This is a genomic window from Salinicoccus sp. HZC-1 (genome assembly GCF_046736035.1).
In the GTDB taxonomy this organism is placed as follows: Bacteria; Bacillota; Bacilli; order Staphylococcales; family Salinicoccaceae; genus Salinicoccus.
In genome coordinates, this window is record NZ_CP177130.1 from 2,072,593 (window position 1) to 2,096,980 (window position 24,388).

At 38.8% G+C, this 24,388-nt stretch carries 23 protein-coding genes; 11 read left to right on the forward strand and 12 right to left on the reverse strand.

The window, feature by feature from the left end:
* Positions 1–309: 309 nt before the first annotated feature.
* From ACKRAT_RS10890 to ACKRAT_RS10900, 3 genes are all read right to left on the reverse strand, one after another.
* Positions 310–1,551 (reverse strand): restriction endonuclease subunit S, encoded by a 1,242-nt coding sequence (locus ACKRAT_RS10890; RefSeq protein ID WP_411842444.1) that lies wholly within the window; start codon positions 1,549–1,551, stop codon positions 310–312.
* Positions 1,544–3,100, reverse strand: coding sequence for a type I restriction-modification system subunit M (locus ACKRAT_RS10895; RefSeq protein WP_411844443.1), 1,557 nt, complete (start codon positions 3,098–3,100; stop codon positions 1,544–1,546). Before ACKRAT_RS10895 ends, ACKRAT_RS10890 begins: the two co-directional genes overlap by 8 nt.
* Positions 3,101–3,166: 66 nt before the next feature.
* Entirely contained in the window at positions 3,167–5,959 is a 2,793-nt protein-coding gene (locus tag ACKRAT_RS10900) for a type I restriction endonuclease subunit R (RefSeq protein WP_411842445.1), read from the reverse strand.
* Positions 5,960–6,308: 349 nt separating this feature from the next.
* On the opposite strand from ACKRAT_RS10900, the gene ACKRAT_RS10905 reads away from it, so the two are divergent.
* Positions 6,309–6,818: a cupin domain-containing protein gene (locus ACKRAT_RS10905; protein ID WP_411842446.1), complete on the forward strand. Its 510-nt coding sequence runs from the start codon at positions 6,309–6,311 to the stop codon at positions 6,816–6,818.
* Between the two features lie 339 nt (positions 6,819–7,157).
* Here ACKRAT_RS10905 and ACKRAT_RS10910 read toward each other — a convergent pair whose 3' ends face one another.
* Complete coding sequence (locus ACKRAT_RS10910; RefSeq protein WP_411842447.1) at positions 7,158–7,298, reverse strand: helix-turn-helix domain-containing protein; 141 nt, start codon at positions 7,296–7,298, stop codon at positions 7,158–7,160.
* Between the two features lie 48 nt (positions 7,299–7,346).
* Here ACKRAT_RS10910 and purU point away from each other — a divergent pair, with 48 nt between their 5' ends.
* Positions 7,347–8,198, forward strand: coding sequence for a formyltetrahydrofolate deformylase (gene purU, locus ACKRAT_RS10915; protein ID WP_411842448.1), 852 nt, complete (start codon positions 7,347–7,349; stop codon positions 8,196–8,198).
* An 896-nt stretch (positions 8,199–9,094) separates the two neighbouring features.
* Here purU and ACKRAT_RS10920 read toward each other — a convergent pair.
* Both ACKRAT_RS10920 and ACKRAT_RS10925 read right to left on the reverse strand, forming a co-directional pair.
* On the reverse strand, positions 9,095–9,514 hold the full coding sequence (locus ACKRAT_RS10920; RefSeq protein WP_411842449.1) for a hypothetical protein: 420 nt from the start codon (positions 9,512–9,514) through the stop codon (positions 9,095–9,097).
* Positions 9,515–9,635: 121 nt separating this feature from the next.
* Positions 9,636–10,454, reverse strand: coding sequence for a hypothetical protein (locus tag ACKRAT_RS10925; protein ID WP_411842450.1), 819 nt, complete (start codon positions 10,452–10,454; stop codon positions 9,636–9,638).
* 160 nt (positions 10,455–10,614) lie between these two features.
* Between ACKRAT_RS10925 and ACKRAT_RS10930 the strand changes: the two genes are divergently transcribed.
* Positions 10,615–10,764: a hypothetical protein gene (locus ACKRAT_RS10930; protein WP_411842451.1), complete on the forward strand. Its 150-nt coding sequence runs from the start codon at positions 10,615–10,617 to the stop codon at positions 10,762–10,764.
* A gap of 233 nt (positions 10,765–10,997) precedes the next feature.
* Here the strand turns inward: ACKRAT_RS10930 and ACKRAT_RS10935 are convergent, their stop codons facing one another.
* The 3 genes from ACKRAT_RS10935 to ACKRAT_RS10945 are packed head-to-tail and all read right to left on the reverse strand — an operon-like array spanning position 10,998 to position 12,941.
* On the reverse strand, positions 10,998–11,300 hold the full coding sequence (locus tag ACKRAT_RS10935; RefSeq protein ID WP_411842452.1) for a MazG-like family protein: 303 nt from the start codon (positions 11,298–11,300) through the stop codon (positions 10,998–11,000).
* Position 11,301: 1 nt separating this feature from the next.
* Positions 11,302–12,249: a DUF2075 domain-containing protein gene (locus tag ACKRAT_RS10940; protein ID WP_411842453.1), complete on the reverse strand. Its 948-nt coding sequence runs from the start codon at positions 12,247–12,249 to the stop codon at positions 11,302–11,304.
* Positions 12,246–12,941 carry a DNA/RNA helicase domain-containing protein gene (locus ACKRAT_RS10945; protein WP_411842454.1) on the reverse strand — a complete coding sequence of 232 codons (696 nt, stop codon included), beginning with the start codon at positions 12,939–12,941 and terminating at the stop codon, positions 12,246–12,248. The genes ACKRAT_RS10940 and ACKRAT_RS10945 overlap by 4 nt, the downstream gene beginning before the upstream one ends.
* 1,028 nt (positions 12,942–13,969) lie before the next feature.
* Here ACKRAT_RS10945 and ACKRAT_RS10950 point away from each other — a divergent pair.
* Positions 13,970–14,281, forward strand: coding sequence for a hypothetical protein (locus tag ACKRAT_RS10950; RefSeq protein WP_411844444.1), 312 nt, complete (start codon positions 13,970–13,972; stop codon positions 14,279–14,281).
* A gap of 40 nt (positions 14,282–14,321) precedes the next feature.
* Entirely contained in the window at positions 14,322–14,750 is a 429-nt protein-coding gene (locus ACKRAT_RS10955; protein WP_411844445.1) for a transposase, read from the forward strand.
* On the opposite strand, the gene hxlB is transcribed toward ACKRAT_RS10955, so the two are convergent.
* Together hxlB and hxlA are read right to left on the reverse strand one after the other, a co-directional pair.
* The gene (gene hxlB / locus ACKRAT_RS10960) at positions 14,713–15,267 is read right to left on the reverse strand and encodes a 6-phospho-3-hexuloisomerase (protein ID WP_373894776.1); all 555 of its coding nucleotides are present in this window, start codon (positions 15,265–15,267) and stop codon (positions 14,713–14,715) included. The two genes, ACKRAT_RS10955 and hxlB, sit on opposite strands and share 38 nt — an antisense overlap.
* A gap of 1 nt (position 15,268) precedes the next feature.
* Positions 15,269–15,910, reverse strand: a complete 642-nt coding sequence (gene hxlA, locus ACKRAT_RS10965) for a 3-hexulose-6-phosphate synthase (protein ID WP_411842455.1) — start codon at positions 15,908–15,910, stop codon at positions 15,269–15,271.
* Between the two features lie 195 nt (positions 15,911–16,105).
* On the opposite strand from hxlA, the gene ACKRAT_RS10970 reads away from it, so the two are divergent.
* From ACKRAT_RS10970 to istB, 6 genes are all read left to right on the forward strand, one after another.
* A complete protein-coding gene (locus tag ACKRAT_RS10970) occupies positions 16,106–16,468 on the forward strand; it encodes a winged helix-turn-helix transcriptional regulator (RefSeq protein WP_373894774.1) in 363 nt (120 codons plus the stop codon).
* Between the two features lie 556 nt (positions 16,469–17,024).
* Positions 17,025–18,479 (forward strand): glucose-6-phosphate dehydrogenase, encoded by a 1,455-nt coding sequence (gene zwf, locus ACKRAT_RS10975; RefSeq protein ID WP_411842456.1) that lies wholly within the window; start codon positions 17,025–17,027, stop codon positions 18,477–18,479.
* Between the two features lie 67 nt (positions 18,480–18,546).
* Entirely contained in the window at positions 18,547–19,443 is an 897-nt protein-coding gene (gnd, locus tag ACKRAT_RS10980) for a phosphogluconate dehydrogenase (NAD(+)-dependent, decarboxylating) (protein ID WP_411842457.1), read from the forward strand.
* A 46-nt stretch (positions 19,444–19,489) separates the two neighbouring features.
* Positions 19,490–20,836, forward strand: a complete 1,347-nt coding sequence (locus tag ACKRAT_RS10985) for a glucose-6-phosphate isomerase (RefSeq protein WP_373894771.1) — start codon at positions 19,490–19,492, stop codon at positions 20,834–20,836.
* Between the two features lie 32 nt (positions 20,837–20,868).
* Complete coding sequence (istA, locus tag ACKRAT_RS10990) at positions 20,869–22,125, forward strand: IS21 family transposase (protein ID WP_411842458.1); 1,257 nt, start codon at positions 20,869–20,871, stop codon at positions 22,123–22,125.
* The gene (gene istB / locus ACKRAT_RS10995; RefSeq protein WP_372909175.1) at positions 22,122–22,847 is read left to right on the forward strand and encodes an IS21-like element helper ATPase IstB; all 726 of its coding nucleotides are present in this window, start codon (positions 22,122–22,124) and stop codon (positions 22,845–22,847) included. Before istA ends, istB begins: the two co-directional genes overlap by 4 nt.
* Before the next feature lie 257 nt (positions 22,848–23,104).
* On the opposite strand, the gene ACKRAT_RS11000 is transcribed toward istB, so the two are convergent.
* Positions 23,105–24,256, reverse strand: a complete 1,152-nt coding sequence (locus ACKRAT_RS11000) for a zinc-dependent alcohol dehydrogenase (RefSeq protein ID WP_411842459.1) — start codon at positions 24,254–24,256, stop codon at positions 23,105–23,107.
* Positions 24,257–24,388 lie beyond the last annotated feature (132 nt).

Consider the following 24,388-nt stretch of genomic DNA (forward strand, 5'->3'; position numbering starts at 1 on the left):
ATAACATTTTTTAATATCATTTCTAACTTAAAGTCGAAGTAATAAAATTGCTATTTACTTTTAATCTTATAAGAGTCGTATTATTATCGGATACTTTTAACTTTTGTTTTTTCAACAGAGTTATAGTTTCAATATCCACTGATTTGATTTTCATTTATTACTTCTAACTTATTAACTCTAGACCTTTTATTAAATAAATGGAGATATTTTTCTCTCTATCTATATGACTACTAGCCTCAGCTAACTTTTAGCTATAATAGTAATTTATTAATTTATACTATGAGTTCTGCCCATCAGTCTATAAGTATTCTAAATAAACATTTTTCGAAGTAATCCTTTTTTCAATTTGAGTAAGGCCTCATACTTATTGCTTTGAACTTTTAGTATTTTTTTTAGTCCGTTAATGGTATCAGCAATTTTATTTTGTTCTCCAATAGTCGGAGTATATATTTGTATAGAATAAAAATCGTTGTCACTAATATTCAATAATCCATCCATACGTGCTGTAGAAGATATCATTTTCCTGAGCTGTCTATCTAAATTCTTATTGTGAAAGTTAGCTTCTATAAATTCTGAATTATAACCTTCTTTTACTCGGAAACTTTTGTACACATTAGGTACTAAAGCTGTTTCAGTTTGTAAGCGATAAACAATACCATACTTAGCTACCTTGGAATTTCCTTTATTATAAGATAGATCTCCCTCTCTTAATAAAGTGTAGTTCTTCAAACTATTACCAGCAATAACTTGTGAAAATCTATCTTGTTGTTTTAACCACCCTCTCTTAGCTGAAATTGTCATAATAGGAATTTCAATGTTGACGTCATTATTACCTTTTAATGGTGATACAATGTCTCCTAACTTCTTCTTTTCCCACTCTGGATAATCATTACCACTCTCATCTTTGAACCTTAACTCTTGGGAGAAAATCTTTTGCATATATCCCTTCTTCTGTTCCTCCAATAACTCAAGCTTCTTCTCTTCTAACTCAATCAGTCGATTAAGCTTAAGCAAGAATTTTTTAACTTTGACTTGCTCATCAAGATGTGGAATAAGAAATTTGAACTTTTTTAATTCAGGAATCCGGATATTGCTAACTGTGGACCCTGAAAATTTCAATGGTCTAATGTATTTTTCAAACCTTTTTCCATGAAGCAATAAATACATATACTCTGAATCTATAAACGTATCTCGTACTTTAAGTTGTAGACACCGTTGCCCCAAGAAAAAATTATACTTAGAGCTTTGGGGAATAATTGCCACTTCGCCCATCGGTGCTTCGCGAGTTAGTATAATATCCTTTGCTTCTAAATAACCTTTACTTGACCATTTTTCATAAACTTCTTTTTCTACAGAATCCATAGTAGATATAATTAAGTTTCCGTTTCTCACATTTCCAGTTCTGATCATCTTATAACTAGTCTGTTCAGAGCTAACAGGTGCAGTACTATGGAGGCAATCCACTACTTTAACTAAATCATCTATACTATATTCTTTAAATTCTCCACTAAACTCTGGAAACCTCAACTCAGATACATCCTCTTTACTCATCATACAACACACCCAGTTCTTTCAAATATCCATTGATTTCTTCTTCAAGTGTTTCAATCTCTGCATCGATTTCCTTGATGTCTTTCTGGACCTGTTGGAGATCGACGGGTTCTTCTTCTTCGAATGTATCGACGTATCTCGGAATGTTCAGGTTATAGTCATTTTCTTCCATTTCTTCAAGTGTCGCAGCATAGCTGTACTTGTCGATAGTCTCTCTATTACGGTATGTTTCGAGTATCTTCTCAACATCTTCATCTTTCAGGTGGTTTTGGTTTTTGCCTTTTTCAAATGAGCTGGAAGCATCTATGAAGAGGACATCCTCTTCTGCTTTTCTGTCCTTTTTGAAAACAAGGATGCATGTCGGAATACTGGTACCATAGAAGATGTTGGCTGGCAGCCCGATAACAGTATCAAGGTAGTTTTTATTCTCGATCAAATACTTACGGATAACACCTTCTGCTGCTCCACGGAAAAGTACACCATGCGGCAGGACGACGGCCATTGTGCCATTGTCATCAAGATAGTGCACCATATGCTGGATGAATGCAAAATCCGCTTTGGATTTCGGTGCAAGCTTGCCATAATCACCAAAACGTTCGTCATCATTGAATGTTGGATCTGCACTCCAATTGGCACTGTACGGAGGATTGGCAACAACCGCTTCAAATTTCATGTCACCGAATGCCGGTTCTTCGAGTGTATCTCCATTTTCTATGGAAAACGCCTTAAAGTTCACATCATGCAGCAACATGTTCATTCGGGCGAGATTATAAGTTGTACTGTTGTACTCCTGGCCATAGTAATGTCTCACATTTGTATACTTACCTACACGGAGAAGCAATGATCCAGAACCGCATGTCGGATCATAGACGTTTTTTAAATCCGGCTTATCTGTAGTAACAATCTCAGCAAGAATTTTGGAAACCTGTTGGGGTGTATAGAACTCCCCTGCCTTCTTGCCAGCAGTCGCAGCAAACTGGCCGATCATATACTCATACGCATCACCGAGCATGTCAATTTCCATATCACTATGTATGAATGGCAATGTGTTGAGATTCAACATGACTTTGGAAATAAGTTTACTTCGTGCAGATACACTGTTGCCAAGTCTCGAAGAAGTGAGATCCATATCATCGAAAAGATGTGTGAAGTCATCTTCACTCTGCTCGCCGAGTGTCGATGCTTCAACGGCGGAGATGGCTTCTGACAGCTTCTCGATATCGAACTCGCCCGCTTCTATCTCACTGATCATCGTGCTGAAGAGGAATCGCGGTTCGACGACATAACCGATACGTGCCGTCAGTTCTTCCTGCAATCCTTCTTTGAGTTCATCATCTTCCCATGCCTCTTGATAGTTTATGTTGTCTTCTTTCAGCATATCGTCCACTTCTTCTTCGGTCTTCTCCGACAGGAAACGGTAGAAGATGAGTCCCAGGATATAATTCCTGAACTCACTCGCATCCATGTTACCGCGGAGGTCGTTCGCGATACTCCATAATTTCTTATGCAGCTCGGACTGCTGCTGCCTCTGTTTTTCGGTTACTGTCATCATCTATATGTTTCCTCCTATTTTCTTACGTTCATTGGAACACGCAATACTTTCGCATTGCGCAATTTATTCTGCGAACCCGAATTTACGGGAAATGGTTTTGATGAAATCCAACACTTTATTCACTTTCTTCTGGCGGGTCAGAAATGTGCCGGAAATCTCCTTTTCGACTTCCTTACGGTACATCTGTCCACTGAACTGGTATTCCGCCAGCAGCTTGAAAAGTTTATTTTTCGGATAGTCCATCTCTTCAGCGAACTGGTTGAGTTCTTCCATCTGTTTATCTTCCTCGAAATCCAGGTAGACCTTATCGATATTATCATCTTTACCGAGTGTCGGCACGACCTTATCGAGGAATTCCCGGATGAGATCTGCTTTGAGACGGAGCTGCTCGTCATCTGCCCGGTCGAGCATTGTCTTGATGTTCTTCCGCTCTTCGGCCTGCTGCTGCTTGTCCTCGAGATCGATGTTGCGGAGCAAGGTCCGGATGTAGTGGACGTTGATCATGTCATTACGAATGACTTCAATTTCAAAGTCGATGTCGTTGATAACCGATGTCTTTTCGCCTTCTCTCTGCCCACGTATGTGTACCTCATACAGATCGAAGTATTGCCCCTTGTAGTTCTCATAATCCTGCTCGGAAATACCGATTGTGTCTTCAGTGAATTCAAAGGATTCAAATGTTTTCAATTTTACCAGTGCACGCCCGAGTTCCCTGAAGGAAAGGATGAAAGATTTGATGATTTCTTCATCTTCAAGCAGCTGGACATCTTTCGGCTCGGGTGCCGTCCTATACATTTCATCCAGCGCACTTTTGAAATTATTCAGATATTCCCCATAGGATTTGCTGAGGACCGTATCGGTGCTGTCGGTCTGTGAGAAGAGCTGGATGGCTTCGTCCGTCTCCTTCTTGAGATTCCGATAGACGACGATGTTGCCGTACGGCTTGGTCTGCTTCTCGACCCGGTTGGTACGTGAATAGGACTGGATGAGTTCATGGTGCTTCAAGTTCTTATCGACATAAAGTGTGTTTAAGACCTTGCTGTCGAAGCCGGTCAGGAACATGCTGACGACGATAAGGATGTCAATCTGTGCCTTCGGCTTCTCCCCCTTCATCCGGTCGGATACGTCACCGAAATAGTTGCCATAACTATCAAGTGAGAAGTTCGTTTCGTATGTCTCGTTATAGTCATCCAACACCCGCTTCAGCTGATCTTTCGCCGCTTCCTTGATCTGCCCTTCCTTCAGGTCCTGGTTCGGCTGGTACGTGAAGATGGTCGCCACATTAAGCGGCCTCTTGCCTTCTTCCTTATTTATCGAGTGGAACATATCATAGTATTTCATCGCCATTTCGATGTTCTGTGTGGCAAGGATGGCGGAATACTGCCGGTTCCGTGTCTTGTTGTCATGGATGCTGTAGATGTGGCGGGTGATGTTCTCAATCCGTTCATCCGCCATCCAGATTTCATCCGTATCGATGCCTGACACATACTGCTGGTCCATCACATTCAGCTGATCATTGACCGTCCTGACGTACTCGACGGAGAAGCCGAGGACATTGCCATCCCGGATGGCATCCTTGATCAGATAGGTGTGCAGGCACTTATCGAAAATGTCTGCCGTGCTGCGACCATCCTGGCTGCGATTCTCCCTGAAACGCGGCGTGCCGGTGAAGCCGAAGTACTGGGCATTCTGGAAGTGCTTCTTGATTTCCATATGCATGTCACCGAACTGCGAACGATGGCACTCGTCGATGACGAAGACCACTTTGTCTGTCCGGTAGTCATCCATCACCGGGTGATTGGACTTGATTGCATTCGCCATCTTCTGAATGGTCGTAATGATCATCGGCTTGCTTTTGTCTTCCAGCTGGCGGAGCAAGTGTTTCGTATTATTTGTATAGTCCACGGATTCCGGCTGGAACTTGGTGAACTCCTTCTGTGTCTGCGTATCCAGATCTTTACGGTCGACCAAGAAAATGACCTTCTTGATTTCAGGCTCGAGTGCCAACAGCTGACTCGCCTTGAACGACGTCAGCGTCTTCCCGCTCCCTGTCGTATGCCAGATGTAGCCATTTTTGTCCGTATTGAGCGCACGGTCGATCAGCGCCTCGGTCGCATAAACCTGGTACGGTCGCATGACGAGCAGATTCTTATCGGTCTCATTGACAATCATATACCTGGAGATCATCTTCGCCAAATGCGTCGGCAGCATGAAACTTTCTATGAACTCATCCAAATTATTGATGCGGTTATTCTCCGCATCTGTCCAATAGAACATGTGACTTTTGAAAATTTCCTTATCATTGTTCGCAAAGTACCTCGTATCATTGTAGTTGCTTAAGAGGAACAGCTGCGTATAGCGGAACAACCCTGTGAAGTTATCGCGGCGGTACCGCTTCACCTGGTTGAATGCCTCATTAATCGCCACACCCCGCCGCTTCAGTTCCATCTGCGCCACAGGCAGACCGTTGATAAGGATCGTCACATCATAGCGGCCCTTGTATTTATCATCCACACTGATCTGATTCGTGATCTGGAAGATGTTGTTGGCGAAATCATGCTGGTCGAAGAACTCGAGGTAGAGTTCCGTCTCGTCATCCCGTTTCAGGACGAACTTGTCCCTCAGTATCTTTGCACTGTCGAACACACTCTTGTTGTTGATCTGCACCATCAGCCGGTTGAACTCCTTGTCCGTCAGCGGCTGGCCACCCAATCTGCTCACATGGCGTTCATTAAGTATATTTCTGAAGTTTTCCTCCAGTGCCTCACTGCTATGTACAGGCACACGTTCATATCCAATTCGCTCAAGCTGCTTCATGACTTTCGCCTCAAGAGCATCCTCTCTTTCATAACCCATATGTCATTCCACCATTCTTATCTATTGGAAGTTGCTTCCATTATACTATAGATAACCACCGGAAAAGAACATGCTGTTTGAATTGATTACAACTTCAGGCAGTTTTACTGATTGAAAAATAATTGATAGGCATAAAGTATTTAAGGCAATTGCGTCTGAAGGGGAATAGAAAGTAATGATTAAAGATATGGTGATACTAGATTAATATTTTAATTTAGTACATCTTAAATACTTTCCAACCAGATAACTCATTAGTTATCCTTAGTAATTATAAATAAATCGACTTTTCCTTGATTAATTTCAGGTTGAAGAGGTAAAAGGTTAATAATCATGATATGGAGGGATAAAGATGAAACGTGCTGAAGATATTGAAATCATTCCATTGAAGGTGGAAGACGACGGCAAAATACCGAACCATCCGGACTTCCCCCTTCTGGTCTATAAGGACGTGTTTCAGGATGGGGATGACATTCCGGCTATCCTGAATGCCAACGACTGGTCAGGAGAATGGCTCGGATCCGTCCACCCTTTCCACCATTACCACAGCAACACCCATGAAGTGCTTGCGGTCAAAGAAGGCAGTGCAACACTGCAGCTTGGCGGCGCACAGGGTGAAACTGTTGAAGCAAACAAAGGTGATGTCATCATCCTTCCTGCCGGCTATGGTCATAAGATGATCGATTCAAGCGATGATTATGCCAACTACGGTACCTACCCGGGCGGGATCAGCTTTGATATGTGCTATGGAAAACCCGAAGAACGTCCTGAAAAAGTGAACAACATTAAGGAGGTTCTGGTTCCTGAATATGACCCTGTGTTTGGTCAGCGTGGACCGTTATTCGACTACTGGAGAAGTTGATCCTTACATCACTGCAGATTATGCGTTTAGCTTACAACAGATATTATTAATAATTAGAAAGCAGATGGGGAGATGCAGCAACTTTTGCTATCCCCTTTCCTTTTACTTACTGTGTGTATCAAAAATTACAAACCAAAACATCTTTATAACGGATATTAAAATACGGTTCATAATAAGCTTCTAAATAATAGTCCTAATTCCATCATTTACTACTCCTTCTGACGCATCAACCGTTTTTTCTCTTCCAGTAGTTACTTGAACTCCATATTCAGTGCTTAGACCGGATTGATATTGTACCTTTTCCTTGCATGATTATTGAAAACTTTAGTATGCTACTCATTATATCCGCTTATTGAAGCCTTTCTTATAAACTGATGGCAGGACTCTAACATACTTATTAAAGTACTTATAAAAATGATTTAGAGTGTTATAACCAACTAATTCTGCTATTTCTTTTATGTTTGGATCTTCTATAAGCATATTTTAAAGGGCTTTTTCAATTTATATTTTGGCAGGGAGATAGAACATATGAATGATAAATATATTTTATTGGCAAGTTGTAAAGACCAGGTAGGCATCACCAATCTGATTACTGGAACAATCTCAAAATATAACTCCAATATACTGCACTTGGACCATTTTACGGAATATGAACCTGAAAACTCTGAAGAAGGTCAATTATATTTAAGGTTTGAATTTGAAAAAGTTGACGCCTTAAAGGCTGCTTTGGAAAATGAACTGGAACAGTACAATATCGATTATGAACTATTTGATAGTTCAGTAAATACAAAAATTGCTTTGTTTGTTTCAAAGGAAGATCATGCTTTCAACGAAGTATTACTCAGGGTGGAACGTGGAGAAATTCCAGCAGAAATTGTATGTGCTGTAAGTAATCATGATGATAACAGGCACTTCGCGGAGAGTCTTGGTGTTCCATTCTATCACGTGCCAAGCAATGAACCTAAAGACAAAGTCGAAGAAAAAATGTTGGCTATATGTGATGAACATGAAGTAGACCTGATTGTTCTAGCCAAATATATGCAGATCTTATCCGATAATTTTGTCAGCCATTACAAAACTAAAATCATCAATATACACCATTCGTTTTTACCATCATTTATCGGTGCAAACCCATATAAGCAAGCATGGGAACGCGGAGTTAAGTTCGTAGGTGCTACGAGTCACTACGTTACTTCTGATTTGGATGAAGGACCAATTATTGAGCAGAATGTTGTACGAGTAAATCACAGGTATGACGTAAAGAGTCTAAAGAAAATAGGTCGCCATGTAGAGGCATCTGTATTAGCTCAAGCAGTTGAGTACCATGTTCTTCATAAAGTTATTATAAACAATGGCAACAAAACGATTGTTTTTGATTAATAAACTGTAACCCGAATAATGGACGCTTTTTTGCGCTGTCCATTATTCGGGTTTTCTGTATCTGATCAGTAATCTCTTTTTTTGCTAGATAAGTACCTCTGTAAACTAGTTTTCAACTTTACATTAGGATTAATTTTATGTTAAAGAGGTAAAAAGTTAGTAATCATGATATTGAGGGATAAAGATGAACCTTCTCGCTATCTCAATGCCTCATGAATTATATTTAATTAGGTATTAGAAGTGGTAGAAGTGACAAATAGATATTGTATATGATACACAGACCCCCCTCAGTCTATTAGTATAGTTTGAGGGGGTATTTGGTAGATAGATTTAGTTCTTTATCCCTATTATTCAACACACAAATGAGAATCATGCCTACAGTAGGGTCCGATTTAATATGCTGGCAGTTGCTGCATAGGATGCAACCTTTTCCATGCTACCAGTATAGAATTGGACCACGTGTCTTTCATCATCCATTATACATATACCATTTCCTATTCCAGTTATGGTTTGAAATTAAAATGACCTCTTTCAGAACTATAGACATATAACCATTCATTGTATCGGAGGGACAGTAAACCGCCTGGCACTGATTGGTACATTCTTTGGCATTCTGTGGTAAGAAAGATGGCAGAGGTGGTACATTTCATGGACCGTAATCAAAAGTATTCTCTTTCTTCAATTAACCGTTCCCTTTTTATTTTTACATCAAAAAGTAGAAATTAATATACATAATCTTAGTTAATAATTATATTAACATCCAAATCATCATAATTTATTACATAAATATCGAACAGTTCCTATTTGACACTTACACATCTACTTATTCATTATAATTGATGTTTCTTAGAGGCCTAGTGGGTTTAAGAAGCTAGTTTTATCTGGAGAAGCAATTCCTAAATCTTTATAAATTGAAAAACTAATAGATATAAATCTTCATTCGCATCTCCACTTCGCGTTAAAATAGTAGAATGAAAGTTATCATAGGCTTTTGTCACTTCTTCAGAATCATAGAAAGCAGTTCCAACTTTATTCAAAACAACGAAGAAAACAACAGAATCAGATGAGTTTGTATTTTGCTGTGGATTTCCTCCCACTATACATCGTCTATTCCCTACAATATCAGCTAATATAGAATATTTAAGTTGCCATCTCATTGTATTAGTTGTTTCTTCCTTTTGACTATTGAATATATCTTTTTGATTATTTACTTGTTTATTAGCAGATAAGTAGCTTCCCGCGATTGTACAAAGCCCCCCTATAATTACTCCTATTAAAGCACCATGGTTACCTAGGAATTGTGTTATGTTTTCCATTTACGACTACTTAATTTAAAATTATTTTTACCGGAATTTTATAATATAAGAATAACTATATATATCTAAAATACCTATTTTGATAACACTTTTTCTTTTTGACGGTTCTATTTCATCTGGATTATTCAATAAAAAATCTCATGAAATCTTTTCCAAATTGAGAAACGCTCAACTTATCATCTGATTTAATCTTAGGTAATGTCAATCTAGGTAAAGATCCTTTCTTTTTAGAATCAGATGCTTTTTTCAAGAAGTTATGAATATCACTAATACTTTTGATAATGGTTTCAAGATCTTTATCAATGTTTAAATCTGTTTTAGTCGTCAATAATCCTATACGTTGTAGATTCCTTCTCACTGATAAATACTGTTCATAGGTAATCCCATAATCCTCCATTAAATCATGGAAGGAATAATCATCTTTATCACTATAGGAAATCCCGAGATTGGACATCAATTTTAACGCGGCAATATCAACTAATCTCAACTCTTGTAAAACATCATAGTACGTTAAAACAAAGTCTTCTGAGGGATTTTCAACTTCTGTGACTTTCACAAAGCCATTCACCATCAGCTCAATTTTTTCTTCTTGTTTTTCGTCAATTACAAAATCAAAAACATATTGAAAAAGCATTTCTAGTTTTTCTTTTTGTTCCTCATTTTTCTTTTCCAGATTAGCATTTATGATTTCAACTCTTCCACTTAGCTCTTCTACAAATTTTTTGATGTTATTCTCAAATCTACGTCGTTTATAGTTTTGTGCTGCTCCAGCAAGCCCAGGTACCAGGGAGGTACCCATATCCACAGCAATATCAGCGAGAGATCCTTCTATAGACTCCTTAATTACTTGAGTGGAATATTCAGCGCTTACTTCCAATGCAGTATTTAGTGTCAATTCAGAGGTTGCGCTTTTAATATTGTTTTTCTTTTCTTTAGACATCTACCATCTCTCCCTTTATACATATACTAAAGAAGCAACTATGCTTCTATAATAATTGATAGCGTGATTAGTTAGTACCATGATGTTACAATTATATTATCGGAATAATTAGAATAGTCAATTATTCCATGAACGTCTGCAATGGAAAGGAGGTAAAAGGATGGGCGTAAGACATACTCCTACTAATGAAGTGCATCGAGGAGCAAAAAGAGGAAAAACGGGATGTGGATTTGATACTAATGACCACCCTACTCATTGGGAAAATACTACAGCTAGAATTACATGTGAAAAAAACGGTTGTAAAAATTAAAATCAGCTGTGACTAACTATAAGAAGAATAGTAAAAGAATGTTCGACGGAGTTCAAAAGAACTCCGTCATTTCTAATACGATATAATTTTTGTCGATTTTTTATTATCATCTTGTTTGATCTTTTTTTAGACTCATGTTCAAGGTTATATAGAAATATTAAGGAGATCGCCTTTTAGTAAAATGTTTGCTTATTTGCATAAAACACTCTATATTTTTTCACCTTTTTATTGATTCATGCCTTATACTCACTCAGGATATTTCTCCTATTCTTCTCTAACTTATTCAATATCGTTTCTTCCATATCTATGCCCATATCGTCAGCCAGCATCAATCCATAAATAAATACATCAGCCAGCTCTTCTTCTATATTCTGTCGATTCTTTTCGAGCCCTTTCTTTGCTGAAATCCACTGAAAATTCTCAAGGAGTTCAGAAGCTTCCAAAGAGAGTGATAATGAAAGGTCTTTTGCGTTATGATATTGTCTCCAGTTTCTTTCATCTCTGAATTTATTAATCTCTTTTATTAATTCATCCATATCACTCAACTCCTTCATATTTTTCTTTTAAAACTTTTTTGAGTTTTTCATCACTTGCATAAAGATAAAGACCCTTAACGCCCCGCTTCATCAAGACATTTATGGAATTGAGTATAATCTGCTCTTTCATCTCTTCTACGTTATACTCAACTTTCTCTTCTTTTGCGGTTCTGAATGCTTCTGTATCCTGATATTTTTTAGGCAATAGTTTGAGTTCCTGCTTTTCTTCATCATATGAAACTGAAGGTCCTAAAATCACACCGACATAATTAAGATCAAAGCCTTGGATGGTATAAATAGAACCCACTTCTCTGATTGTTTCCGGATGTTCCGCCCATGTTTTCTTATACTCCGTTTTATTCCAAAGTCCTTTGAACCCTGGTTCTTCTACAAAGTATTCTTCTCCATTTTTCTTATGTTCGTAATCAAAGGTGGCAACGATTCTTGATAGTTTATGCTCTTCATCTTTTTCTTTAATAGCTTCGAACATATCAGCTGCATTATTAAATATTTTCAGTTCATATTCCCCTGTTGTTTTAGGTATCGGTTTAACTTTCTTATCTACGAAAGCATCTATCCAATCGACGATTTCTTCATCCGCCTGAATCCTGAATTGATCAGTCAATTCAAATGTCTCCGTCACTGCTCCTCTGGTCATACCTTCGAGCCGGCTGCCAGACCAATGGCTCTTTAACTTTAAGAATTGCTTTTCATCGAACACAACGATTGTTACCTTGCTTCTTAAACTTATATCTTTAAGTTGATTATCTCCGGAATAATCATTGTATTTATCCGCTCTCGACAGCAGTAAATGCGCTTCGTCTATAAATGTCACATCAGCAATTTGATCAGTTTTATCCATTCGATTAATAAAAGTAGTGGGTTTCAGAAAATCTTTCTTTTTAAGATTCGGCAGGCTCTCTGCGATCGATTGATATGTCTTAATCATTTATTATGGTTGACCAGAAGATAATTCGTCGTCCCTTTTAATGAAGAACTATCTTCTTTAGTCAAGTCCTGTATGGCATTGAAGGTTGAGCTGAGCACTACACTTTTTCCTGTACCTGCATCCCCTTTAACTATAAATACGGCTCTCTTGTCCGTATTAACGTGTTTCTCACAAAATTTCAGTATTTCTTCCTTCAGCTCCACTTGTGACTCTGAAAGCTCTTTATATGGGGATAACTTGAATACATCTTTGTTCTGCAGGTACTCAATAGTGCTGTCCACCAATTCATCAGCTCGCAGCTTCTCCCACAGCTCATTGAAGATATTATTGTCATACCTATATTTCTCATAATAATTATGAGTCACAGCCTGGGTAGTCTGACTTATATTTTTCAATTTATATTTATTATCTGCGATGAAATAATTTATGAGATTTGTTTCTATGTTATATGTAGCAGATTGATTGAACATTTCATGCCCGATCAGGAGTACCCTGTCCAAATCTTTTTTCTTGGGGTCCTTAAGATGTGCCTTCATCCTATTTTTTATTTGAACAGATTGGCCTATATAAGCACTCTTTTTTCCTTTATTGTGCAGTATGTATACTATAGGAAAGTTATTATAATCCATCCCTTTAAATTGATTTATACTTGCTTTGTTAAAAGATAGACTACTGAGTTCCAAGCCTTCCATATTCTCACCTCTTTTATAATGAGTTACAAACAGATATGTTCATATCCAATACGCTCAAGCTGCTTCTTGACTTTCGTCTCAAGAGCGCCTTCTCTTTAATAACCCATATGTCATTCCACCATTCTTATCTATTGGAAGTTGCTTCAATTATACTATAGATAACCATCGGAAAAGAACATGCTGTTTGAATTTATTAAAGCCGGACACAAGAAAAGTGGCAGGCTGTTCGATGTTGCAGTTCCGTCTCTAAGAGCTTCGGGTCCCAGATAATCTTACTGATTTCATTCTACAGTTTCCGCCGCTTCAGACACTCATTCTTGTCGAGTGCATTATACGATTTAAAGTTAAGGAAATATTTCTCCACATAAGTATAAAAACTCAGGTAAACTTCGCTTAAATGTACGATGATAATTGTATGGGTTTTTGAACATCCAATCCCCAAGAAATTATGTTGTCACTTTAGGCACTATATTGCACTTATTTCAGCCTTTATTTCGCACTGATTTAGGTGATAATTTGCACTATAGTTAAGAAACCCAACTAATCCTATTCACGAAGACAGCTGGGCTTTAAAGTTGGTTATGCAAAATAACACTTAAAATATATGCAATTTATCGTTAAAAATGACATCAGCTCTATCTTATCTGCTTCAAATATTCCAAAAAACAATCGTTATTTTAAAAATAATTATATAAAAAAACACCTCATAATGAGATGTTTGACTACACTGACATAAAAAATAGAATAAATATCAAAATAATTACAATTGATATGGGAAGTAAAAGTACTGTCCATATGTGTATGGCAAAATGAAAGTGGCTCTTACGCTAATTTGGGGAGAACGGGGTATATATCAGTAAAAAGGAATGATGGTCATGTATACCCACTTTGCTGATCTTGATTCTCGCCTGATTGTCTTGTCGTGCATCGAAGATGCTAATACATTCACCTGTGTCGTTACAGTAGTTTCAAAAACAGGCCGATGTCCGAAGTGTCAGTACGGGTCCCATAAGCGGCATAGTGCCTACATGCGGGTTATTGATGATTTGCCCATCCAGGGCAAGTCTGTCCAGTTGTATCTGAAAACCCACAAATGGTTCTGTACAAACAGTTTCTGCGAAGCAAAAGTGTTTACGGAACGCTTCGAATGGCTCCTGCCCCATAGACAGCGAACGGTCCGTCTGGATGCTGCGCTCCGGGTCATTGCTTTCTCCACCAATTGTATCGAGGCGGCACATGTCACTCGAATGCTGGGTATGCCGGTGAGTCATGACACACTGCTCCGTTTGATCCATACAACAGAGATGCCGACGGTACACAGCCCCTTTTGTCGGCATTGACGATTTCGCCTGGAAAAAAGGCCACCGGTACGGCATCCTAATTTGTGATGCCATGACTCATCATCCCATCGACCTCCTGCCCGATCGGGAAGCTGAGACACTGACGGATTGGCTGGGCAGTCACCCGGAACTGACGCACGTTACACGAGATCGGTATCCCCGTTTTCAGGAAGTCATCTCTACCCATGCTTCGAATGTCATTCAGATCCATGACCGGTTTCATCTGATTCAGAATCTATGGTCTCTGCATGACCAGATTATCCGGAAAATATTGCCTGCACGCGTTGACTTGGGCACACACCTGCCACGGCCGGATCCACCTCGCACGCAGTCAAAAGCAGAACTTCGGCAGAAAGAAAATGCCAGGAACAAATGGGAGCAGGCCCAAATACTTCAGAAATATTATGCGGTCTTTCTATTATGGGTTTATTTTATTCGAGATTGGCATGTCTACCATACATTTTATTAGAATCTAAGCCTTTTTGCTCCATCAAACGTAAGATTAATGCATCATAAAATAACAACATCGTTTGCTCAAATAGAGATCCCATTGGTTGAATGGATTTCCCACTCGTTCCCTCTGCTTTTGCTTGGGCTGGAATTTCAATCGTGATATCTGCTAATTGAGCTATGGAAGAAGTAGGGTTGGTGGTCACCAACGCAATGGTTGCACCTATGCTTTTAGCTTTTTCTGTCATGGATAGCAGGCTTTTGGTTTCTCCTGATCCAGAGCCAATGATAAGCATATCATTGGCTTCTAGATTGGGTGTAATGGTTTCGCCGATGACATATGGATCAAGTCCAACATGCATCATACGCATGGCAAATGCTTTCGCCATTAAACCAGAGCGGCCACTCCCCGCAACAAAAATTTTATTTGCACGCTGCATTCCGTCTACCAGCTTTTCTGCTTCCGTATCATTCATACGTTCGGTTGTACGACTTAGCTCGGCAAGTATTTCCTTTGTATAAGCAATTGTTTGCATATTATGCGTTCACGCCTGCATTAATAAGTTGTTGCATTTGTGCAGCGACTTCTTTTTTGTTTTCTTTGCCTGTGATGCCACCACCAACGATGATAAGATCTGGTTGTGCTTTAATGACCTCAGGTAAGGTTTCAAGCTTAATTCCACCAGCAATTGCTATTTTCGCATTTTTTACAACGCTTTTTATGCTACGTAAATCTTCGAATGAATCTTTACCTTCTGCTTGCAAATCATAGCCTGTATGCACGCAAATGTAGTCAGCGCCTAATTCATCAAGCTCTTTTGCACGCGTTTGGATATCTTTTACAGCGATCATATCTACGAGGATTTGTTTTCCTTCTTTTTTCGCTGCTTCAACAGCACCTTTGATGGAAGCATCTTCTGCTTGACCAAGAATAGTGATAATATCAGCGCCAGCTTGAGACGCATTTGCCACTTCATAACCCGCAGCGTCCATGATTTTAATGTCTGCTAGAACCTCTAAATTAGGGAATGCTGTTTTGATTGCTTGTACTGCTTTATGACCTTCTATATTAATAATCGGTGTCCCTATTTCGACAATATCAATATGTTCTTCTACTTCTTTTACCAATTCGATTGCTTCAGGAATGTTGACTAGGTCTAAAGCTAGCTGTAATTTCATTTTTATTCGCTCCTTCTAGAATGTTTTATATTGTGCTAAGTGGCTGCCATTATAGATATACCCTTTTCAAAAGATATTTACTCACTAGCACTTTTTTAGTATACTCAATATGTTACTAAATTAAAAGTACGCACTTTAAATTCATATAGTGACAAGAAGTATACTGTGAGATAAAATAAAGGAGAAGTGACATGAATGCCAAATTTAGGAGAGAAATCTTTTAACTGTGAAAAAGAATTGACGCTTGGAGTAATTGGTGGTAAATGGAAAATGTTAATCCTGTGGCATCTAGGCAAGGAAGGAACGAAACGATTTGGTGAATTAAAGGCCCTTATTCCGGGGATTACCCAAAGAATGCTTGTCAACCAATTACGCGAACTTGAAGATCATTTAATCGTACACCGAGAAGTTTATCCTGTCGTCCCGCCGAAAGTTGAATATTCATTGACTGAACATGGAAAAAGCCTCATGCCGATTTTAGACGCTATGTATGAATGGGGTAAAGATTATATTGAAAATGTATTGGAAAAAGAAACTCATGATCAATCAGCCATTTAGTAGTAAAAGTTTCTTTTCATATTGTAAGACAATCATAACTTACCACGGTTAGCTTTATTAACCGTGGTTTTTTTACTGTATATGTAAAAAGTAGAAACAACACCTTGTCTAATATAAAAATATTAAAAAGCTTTGTACAGTGATTTTTACTTATTCTCTGTTCAAGGTTTTTTTACTTTTATATAGTATCTTTTTTTACACTATATTATTCAAATATCACTATATGCAAATAAAGTGCGTACTATCTAAAAATCAAATATACGTAGTATACTGTTTTAGCAAAGCGATGCAAATTTTCATTAGCAAATTGATAGTACGAAAGGGGAGTTTTTCTAATGGAAAATCTCAAAGAGAAAAATCATTGTGTTTGTGAAAGATGTTTAACATTTACTCACAATAATAAACAATGTCCAACATGTGGATATAGCCATTTAAGTAAAATTAAAATTTGTTCCTATACAGGAGGAAATAATCAAAATACCCATGTAAAAATAGGGTAATAATAATACTTGTATTTATTTGATTAGAACTAGCTTAAGAAAGTGAGGAATTCGAAATGGATTCTATGACGTTTGTATTATTTGGGGCAACAGGGGATTTAGCTAAAAGAAAAATCTACCCTGCCTTGTTTAATTTATATCGGAATCAAAAATTACCAAAGTCTTTTTCAGTTATTGGTGTAGGAATAGATGAATTTTCTGATGTTGGATTTCAATCCAGCGTAATCGATTCCTTGTATACATTTTCTAGACATTTGATTAATGATAAATCTAAAAAAGGAGAGTTCGTCAAGGCATTTCGTTATTGCCAGCTTGATTTTACCCAAACTGAAGGCTATATGAAGTTGTTGGAACTTGTTCAACAAAATGAAAGAGACCGGAATATGGAAGAAAATCGAATGTTCTATTTATCCGTCGCTCCCGAGTTTTTTGACGTGATTGCCATGAACATCAAGGATAGTGGATTGGGCGCAACAAATGGATGGAGACGATTGATTATCGAGAAACCATTTGGACATGATGTAAAATCAGCCCAAGAATTAAACGAAAAACTAAGCAGAGTTTTTGAAGAAGATGAAATTTATCGTATCGATCATTATCTAGGAAAACCAATGGTTCAGAACCTTGAATCCTTAGCTTCTGCTAATCCTGTATTGCAATCATTGTGGAACAATCAATTTATTGCCAATGTCCAAATTACGGCAAGTGAAATCGTTGGTGTTGAAGAGAGAGCTGATTATTATGACAAAACAGGAGCCATTCGTGATATGGTTCAAAATCACATGCTGCAGCTGGTAATGATGATAGCCATGCATTTGCCTGAACGAATTACAGCAAATGATATTCGAAATGAGAAAAGCAAAGTGATGAAATCTTTGCGTCCATTACAAAAGGATACTGTAGGTGTTCACGTTATTCGTGGTCAATATGAGAGCGGAGAAATAAATGGAGAACCTCTAGTTGCATATAGAGAAGAGACTGGCGTTGATGCTTCTTCTCAAAATGATACATTTATTGCGGCTCGTCTATGGATTGATAATTCCTTCTGGGATGGGGTTCCGTTTTATATACGAACTGGAAAGAGAATGGCGGAAAAAACAACAAAAATAGTCATTGAATTTAAAAATGCGTTAAAGGATTATGCTGCTTCTGAAAGAGAACAGATAGAACCCAATCTATTAACGATAAATATAAATCCAAATGAGGGTGTATCGCTACAGTTAAATAGCAAAAATCCAATAAATGGAGAAATGGAACCTATCACAGTAGATTTTTCAGCGAGCAATCAAGACATACCCGAAGCCTATGAACTATTGTTATTTGATGCTCTTGTTGGAGATTCAACATTTTTTGCTCATTGGAACGAAGCAGAAACATCTTGGGAATGGATAGAACCTATTTTAGAGGCATTTAAAGAGGATAGAGTTCCTCTTCATTCTTATTCCTCTGGAACAATGGGACCAAAACCTGCTCATCAATTATTAGTAGAAGATGGATATAAGTGGTGGTAAAGTCACCAAATGTAATACAAATCAGAAAAAATTTGAAGAATTAATATAATTTTGGGAGGAATAACATATGCAAGTTGGATTAATTGGATTAGGAAAAATGGGATTGAATCTTGGTAAGAACTTAATTGACCATAAACATCAGGTTGTAGCATATGATTTAAATGCTCAAGCAGTAGATGAAATGAAAGAGTATGGTGCTGAAGGTACGACAAACATTAAAGAACTTATTCAATCATTAGTTAAACCAAGGATTTTATGGATTATGGTACCACATAGTGTTGTAGACTCTGTCATAAGTGAAATTACACCTTTCTTAGAAAAGGGAGATATTGTAATCGAAGCTGGAAACTCCCATTATAAAGAATCTATTCGCCGTTATAACCAATTAAAAGAAATTGGTGTTAGCTTTATGGATGCGGGTACATCTGGCGGTACGGAAGGTGCCCGTAATGGAGCGAACTACATGATAGGAGGTGATCCTGAGGCTTGGGAGGTTGTTGAAACCATCTTCCGTGATACAGCTGTTAAAAATGGCTATATTTATGCAGGAAAACCAGGAAGCGGCCACTTTCTAAAAATGGTTCATAATGGTATTGAATATGGCATGATGGCTGCCATTGGGGAAGGATTTGAGGTTTTAGAAAAAAGTGAGTTCGATTATGACTATGAGCAAGTTGCAAGAGTATGGAATAATGGATCCGTTATTCGTTCCTGGCTAATGGAGCTTACTGAGATTGCCTTTACGAAAGATGCGAAACTTGATGAAATCAAAGGAATTATGCGTTCATCAGGTGAAGCTAAATGGACTTTAGAAACGGCTTTAGACTTACAAACAGCAACACCGGTCATTGCTATGTCCTTATTAATGCGTTACAGATCACTTGATACGGACACATTTAATGGGAAAGTTGTTGCAGCTCTTCGCAATGAGTTTGGTGGACATGCCGTGAAAAAAACTGACTAAAATTGAAAAAATAACCAAAACTAGCTCTAGGGAGGAAATATAAGATATGACTATTTCGTTTGATTATACCAATGCTTTGCCATTTATGAAAAAAAGTGAAGTAGAAGGACTAAGCGATTTTGTAAAAGTAGCTCATGATATGCTTCATGAAAAAAAAGGTCTTGGTTCTGATTTTCTTGGATGGGTTGATTTACCCCATGCCTATAATAAAGAAGAGTTTTCGCGTATTAAACAGGCTGCCAAAAGGATACAAAATCAATCAGATGCTTTAATTGTTATTGGCATTGGTGGTTCTTATTTAGGGGCAAAATCGGCAATTGAAGCTTTGTCTCATACTTTTCATAATCAAATAAACGATAAGACACAAGTTTATTTTGCTGGGAACAATATCAGTTCCACTTATCTCATGCATTTATTGGAGCTATTAGAAGGAAAAGATATTTCGGTTAATGTTATTTCTAAATCAGGAACAACAACAGAGCCTGCCTTAGCCTTCCGTATCTTTCGTGACTATTTAGAACAAAAGTATGGAAAGGAAGGGGCAAAAACACGTATTTATGCTACGACTGATCAGGAAAAAGGTGCATTAAAAAAACTGGCTGACGTAGAAGGATATGAAACATTTGTTATTCCAGATGATGTAGGTGGAAGGTATTCTGTCTTAACAGCCGTAGGTCTCTTACCTATAGCTGTTGCTGGTCTAGACATTAATCAAATGATGGCAGGTGCTGCATCGGCAGCACGTAAGTACAATAATCCTGATTTAATGACAAATGAATGCTACCAATATGCTGCCGTACGAAATGCTCTCTACAATAAGGGGAAAGTGATTGAATTGCTGGTGAATTATGAGCCATCTTTTCATTATATATCTGAATGGTGGAAACAACTATTTGGGGAAAGCGAAGGAAAAGATCAAAAAGGCCTGTTTCCTGCTTCCGTCGACTTTTCAACAGATTTACATTCAATGGGACAATATATCCAGGAAGGTAGACGAAACCTTATAGAAACAGTTTTACAAATTAAGAAACCTAAAATTGATATGACTATTCAGAAGGATTCAGAAAATCTCGATGGATTAAACTTCCTTGCGGGAAAAACAATGGATGAAGTCAACAAAAGTGCATTTCAAGGGACTTTGTTGGCTCATGTTGATGGAGAAGTACCCAATTTAGTGGTTGAGCTTGATGAAATAAATGAGTACACATATGGTGAATTGGTTTACTTTTTTGAGAAGGCTTGTGGGATTAGTGGCCATCTATTAGGAGTAAATCCATTTGATCAGCCGGGAGTGGAAGCATACAAAAAGAATATGTTTGCTTTACTTGGTAAACCCGGTTATGAATCAGAGGAAATGGCATTGACGGAACGCCTATCATTATCTAAAAAATAATTTTATAGTAAAGGTTTATATAATCTTCAACGATGTATGAAGAAAAGTGGGGAGAGATTGTTTCCGGTTGGCTATTTGAAGACCGGCGATTGAAACGTAAACTGCGCCGCAATAAGAAACAGATGTTTGAAGAGTTGAAAACCCATGGCTTCCCTGGTTCATATCGCACAGTCTGTTACTTTATCGACGACTGGCGGCGCAGCCACAGTGATGATCGTCCGGATAAAGGTTATGACCGTTTGACACACCCACCGGGAGAAGCCCAAGTCGACTTTGGCACGATGGAGACCGTACAGGATGGCGAATTCGTCGATGTCCACACCCTGGTCATGTCGTTCCCCTACAGTAACGCCGCAGTGGCCGTCCCCCTGCCGGGTGAGAACCAGAAATGTTTCCTGCACGGGCTAAAAGTATTATTCCATCAGTGCGGCGGTGTGCCGAAACGGATCCGGATTGATAATCTGACACCGGCTGTCAAGAAAATCCGGTCCCGGTTTGGCGAAGCTGAATTGACGGATGCCTTCATCCAGTTCCAGAACCATTACGGCTTCGAGGTCCAGGTGTGCAACCCGGGCAGTGGGCATGAGAAAGGCAGTGTGGAAAACAAGGTGGGCTACGTCCGTTACAATTTCTTCAGTGCCTCCCCGGTGATGGAGAGTTTCGAGCAGCTGTCAGAGATATTACACGCACAGCTCGCGCGAGACCGAAGCCGCCTGCATTACGAGAAGAATGTGCCCATTGAAACGCTTTGGAACGATGAACAGCACCATCTGTTGTATCTACCAACGACAGACTATCCCGTCTTCAGAACCCTCGAGGGCCGGGTCAATAAGTATAATGAAGTGACGTTGGACCAAACCCGAATACATATTCCTCGGGCTGCCAACCATCCACGGCTGCATCTCGTCCTGACCTGGGACCGGTATAAAGCAGTCACCGATGACGGGGAAATTCTGGCGGATGACCACCGGCCATACATGAACCGTCGCCGGGCCATCCCATGGCAGATGGTCGTCAAGGGATGGATACACAAGCCGAGGGTCATCGCCTACTCACGATATGAAAAATACTTGCCCGGGAGAGTCAAAGACTATCTACTGGTTGAAGATATCCAGTTACGGAAAGCGCGCTTGAACACACTGGCCAATCTCCTGGTCACACATGATATGAAGCAGATCAATGAGGCGTTTTATGAGGTCTTGTCAACAGCGGAAGAGGATCCTTATGGGGTCGATTGGACGCACTACGATGCATTGGCCCCTGCACAGACTGGCGGTGGTACATCATGAGTGAACAATTACGGGAGATGTGCAAATCACTCCGGCTGGCCTATGTCGCTGACATATATAATCAAATCCCTTATGAATCTTCCGAACAGTTTCTGGAAGCAATCTTTGCGGAAGAATTCCGACTGCGGGAAGAGGCGAAAGTTCAACGGCTGATCAAGAAAGCCAAGTTTTTGGATGACAAGGACTTGTCGCATTATGAATGGCATGATCAGATCCGGCTTCCCGGCCATATTGATCAGGATGGATTACAAAGTCTGTCTTTCATTGAAAACCGGGAAAATGTGGTACTGATTGGTGCGCCGGGGACGGGTAAGACCCATCTGGCCACAGGATTAGGTAGAAGCGCCTGCGAGCAAGGTTATGAAGTGCGCTTTTTCAGGGTCGCTCAGCTGGTGGAACATTTGGAGCACGCCTTACGTCAGGATAAACTCGCCGCCTTCAGAAAACGATTTGAGAAAGTGGATTTGATTGTACTGGATGAAATGGGTTACCTCCCATTCGGGAAAGAAGGATCTGAGCTGCTTTTCCAACTCATTTCCGAGTGGTATGAACAGAAAAGCTTGATCCTCACGTCCAACCTGGAATTCAGCCAGTGGAACAGAATCTTTGTAGACAGTAGACTGACAGCCGCACTGGTGGACCGGCTCATCCACCATGCCCACGTGCTGTCATTCACCGGAGAAAGCTATCGACTCAGTCACGCATTATCGAAATCACGTTAAGTGGACACAACAGGGTGGCAACCCTCTGCACTTTTCATTGCATTTCTATGTACTTTCTTGTTGCGAAACACAACTTTAACTAGTATTCCTTATCTTCTCTTGTTCTCTCGGGAGTCTAAATATAAAATAGAAAAATCTCTCAATCATAGCATTAAAATAATATAAGAAAGCCCATTTCTATATTATTTCAATAGAAATGGGCTTTCTTCATTTAATCAAGAAGTTACGTTTATACTTCTTTTTTATTTATATAGTTATCATTGCGGTTTTAAAATGACTTTAATATTGTTATCTTTTTTCTGATCAAAAATATCATAAGCTTGTTTTGCTTCTTCTAAAGGCATTGTATGCGTTATAATTTCTGTTGGATCAAAAACTTCATTTTTAATCATTTCATATAACTTTGGCATTTGATGAATAACTGGAGCTTGTCCACTTTTTACTTGAACGTCTCTATTAAAAATTAAACCTAGTGGGAAATTGTCTGCAGGTGAACCATAAATACCAGTTAATTGAATGGTACCAAATTTTCTTACTGATTCAGCTGCTGTAATAATTGGACTAATAGTACCTCGTTGTGCTGAGTTTGAACTTATCTCTAAATCATCTTGAGCTACTTGTCCATCCATTCCCACACAATCTATAACAACATCTGCGCCACCACGTGTTGTTTCACGAAGTGATTTTCCGATATTATCTTCTTTAGAAAAATTATATGTTTCAGCGCCATTGAATTTTTTTGCATGGTTTAATCTGTGCTCCACATTATCAATAGCAATCACACGTTCAGCACCTTTTAATTTAGCAAATTTTTGTGCCATTAAACCAATTGGACCACAACCGAGAACAATCACGGCATCTCCAGATTTTACGCCTGCATGTTCTACACTCCAATAAGCTGTTGGAACAACATCAGATAAGAATAATACTTGTTCGTCTTTTAAGTCACTATCTGGAACTTTGAATGAAGAGAAGTCAGCAAAAGGAACTCTCAAATACTCTGCTTGTCCTCCCCAGTGGTTTCCATGCATGCCACCAAAACCGAAAAGTCCGCCATTGTCCATTTTCCAGTTTGCTGGTGATTGATTAGAATTATCACATTGAGACTCCATGTGATTATCACAATAGAAGCAATCACCACAACCTATGTTGAAAGGGATTACTACTCTATCGCCTTTTTTAAGAGTCTTAACATCTTTTCCTACTTCTTCTACAATCCCCATTGGCTCATGTCCAATAACAAACCCAGGATCCATGAATAAATCGCCCTGATGATAAAGATGTAAATCAGAACCACATATACCTGAAGCTGTTATTTTTATAATTGCGTCTGTTGATTCTTCTATTGTTGGATCATTCACTTCTCGAACTTCCATATTTTTATGACCTTGATAAGTAACTGCTTTCATTAATATCATCCTCCTTGATTCAATCTACCCATCCGTAACACATTATAAACACAGAATAATAATATATTATTTTTTAAAGAATATAAATATCTTCAAATTTGAGGCTGCTGTGTTTCGCAAGTGTAGAGAGCG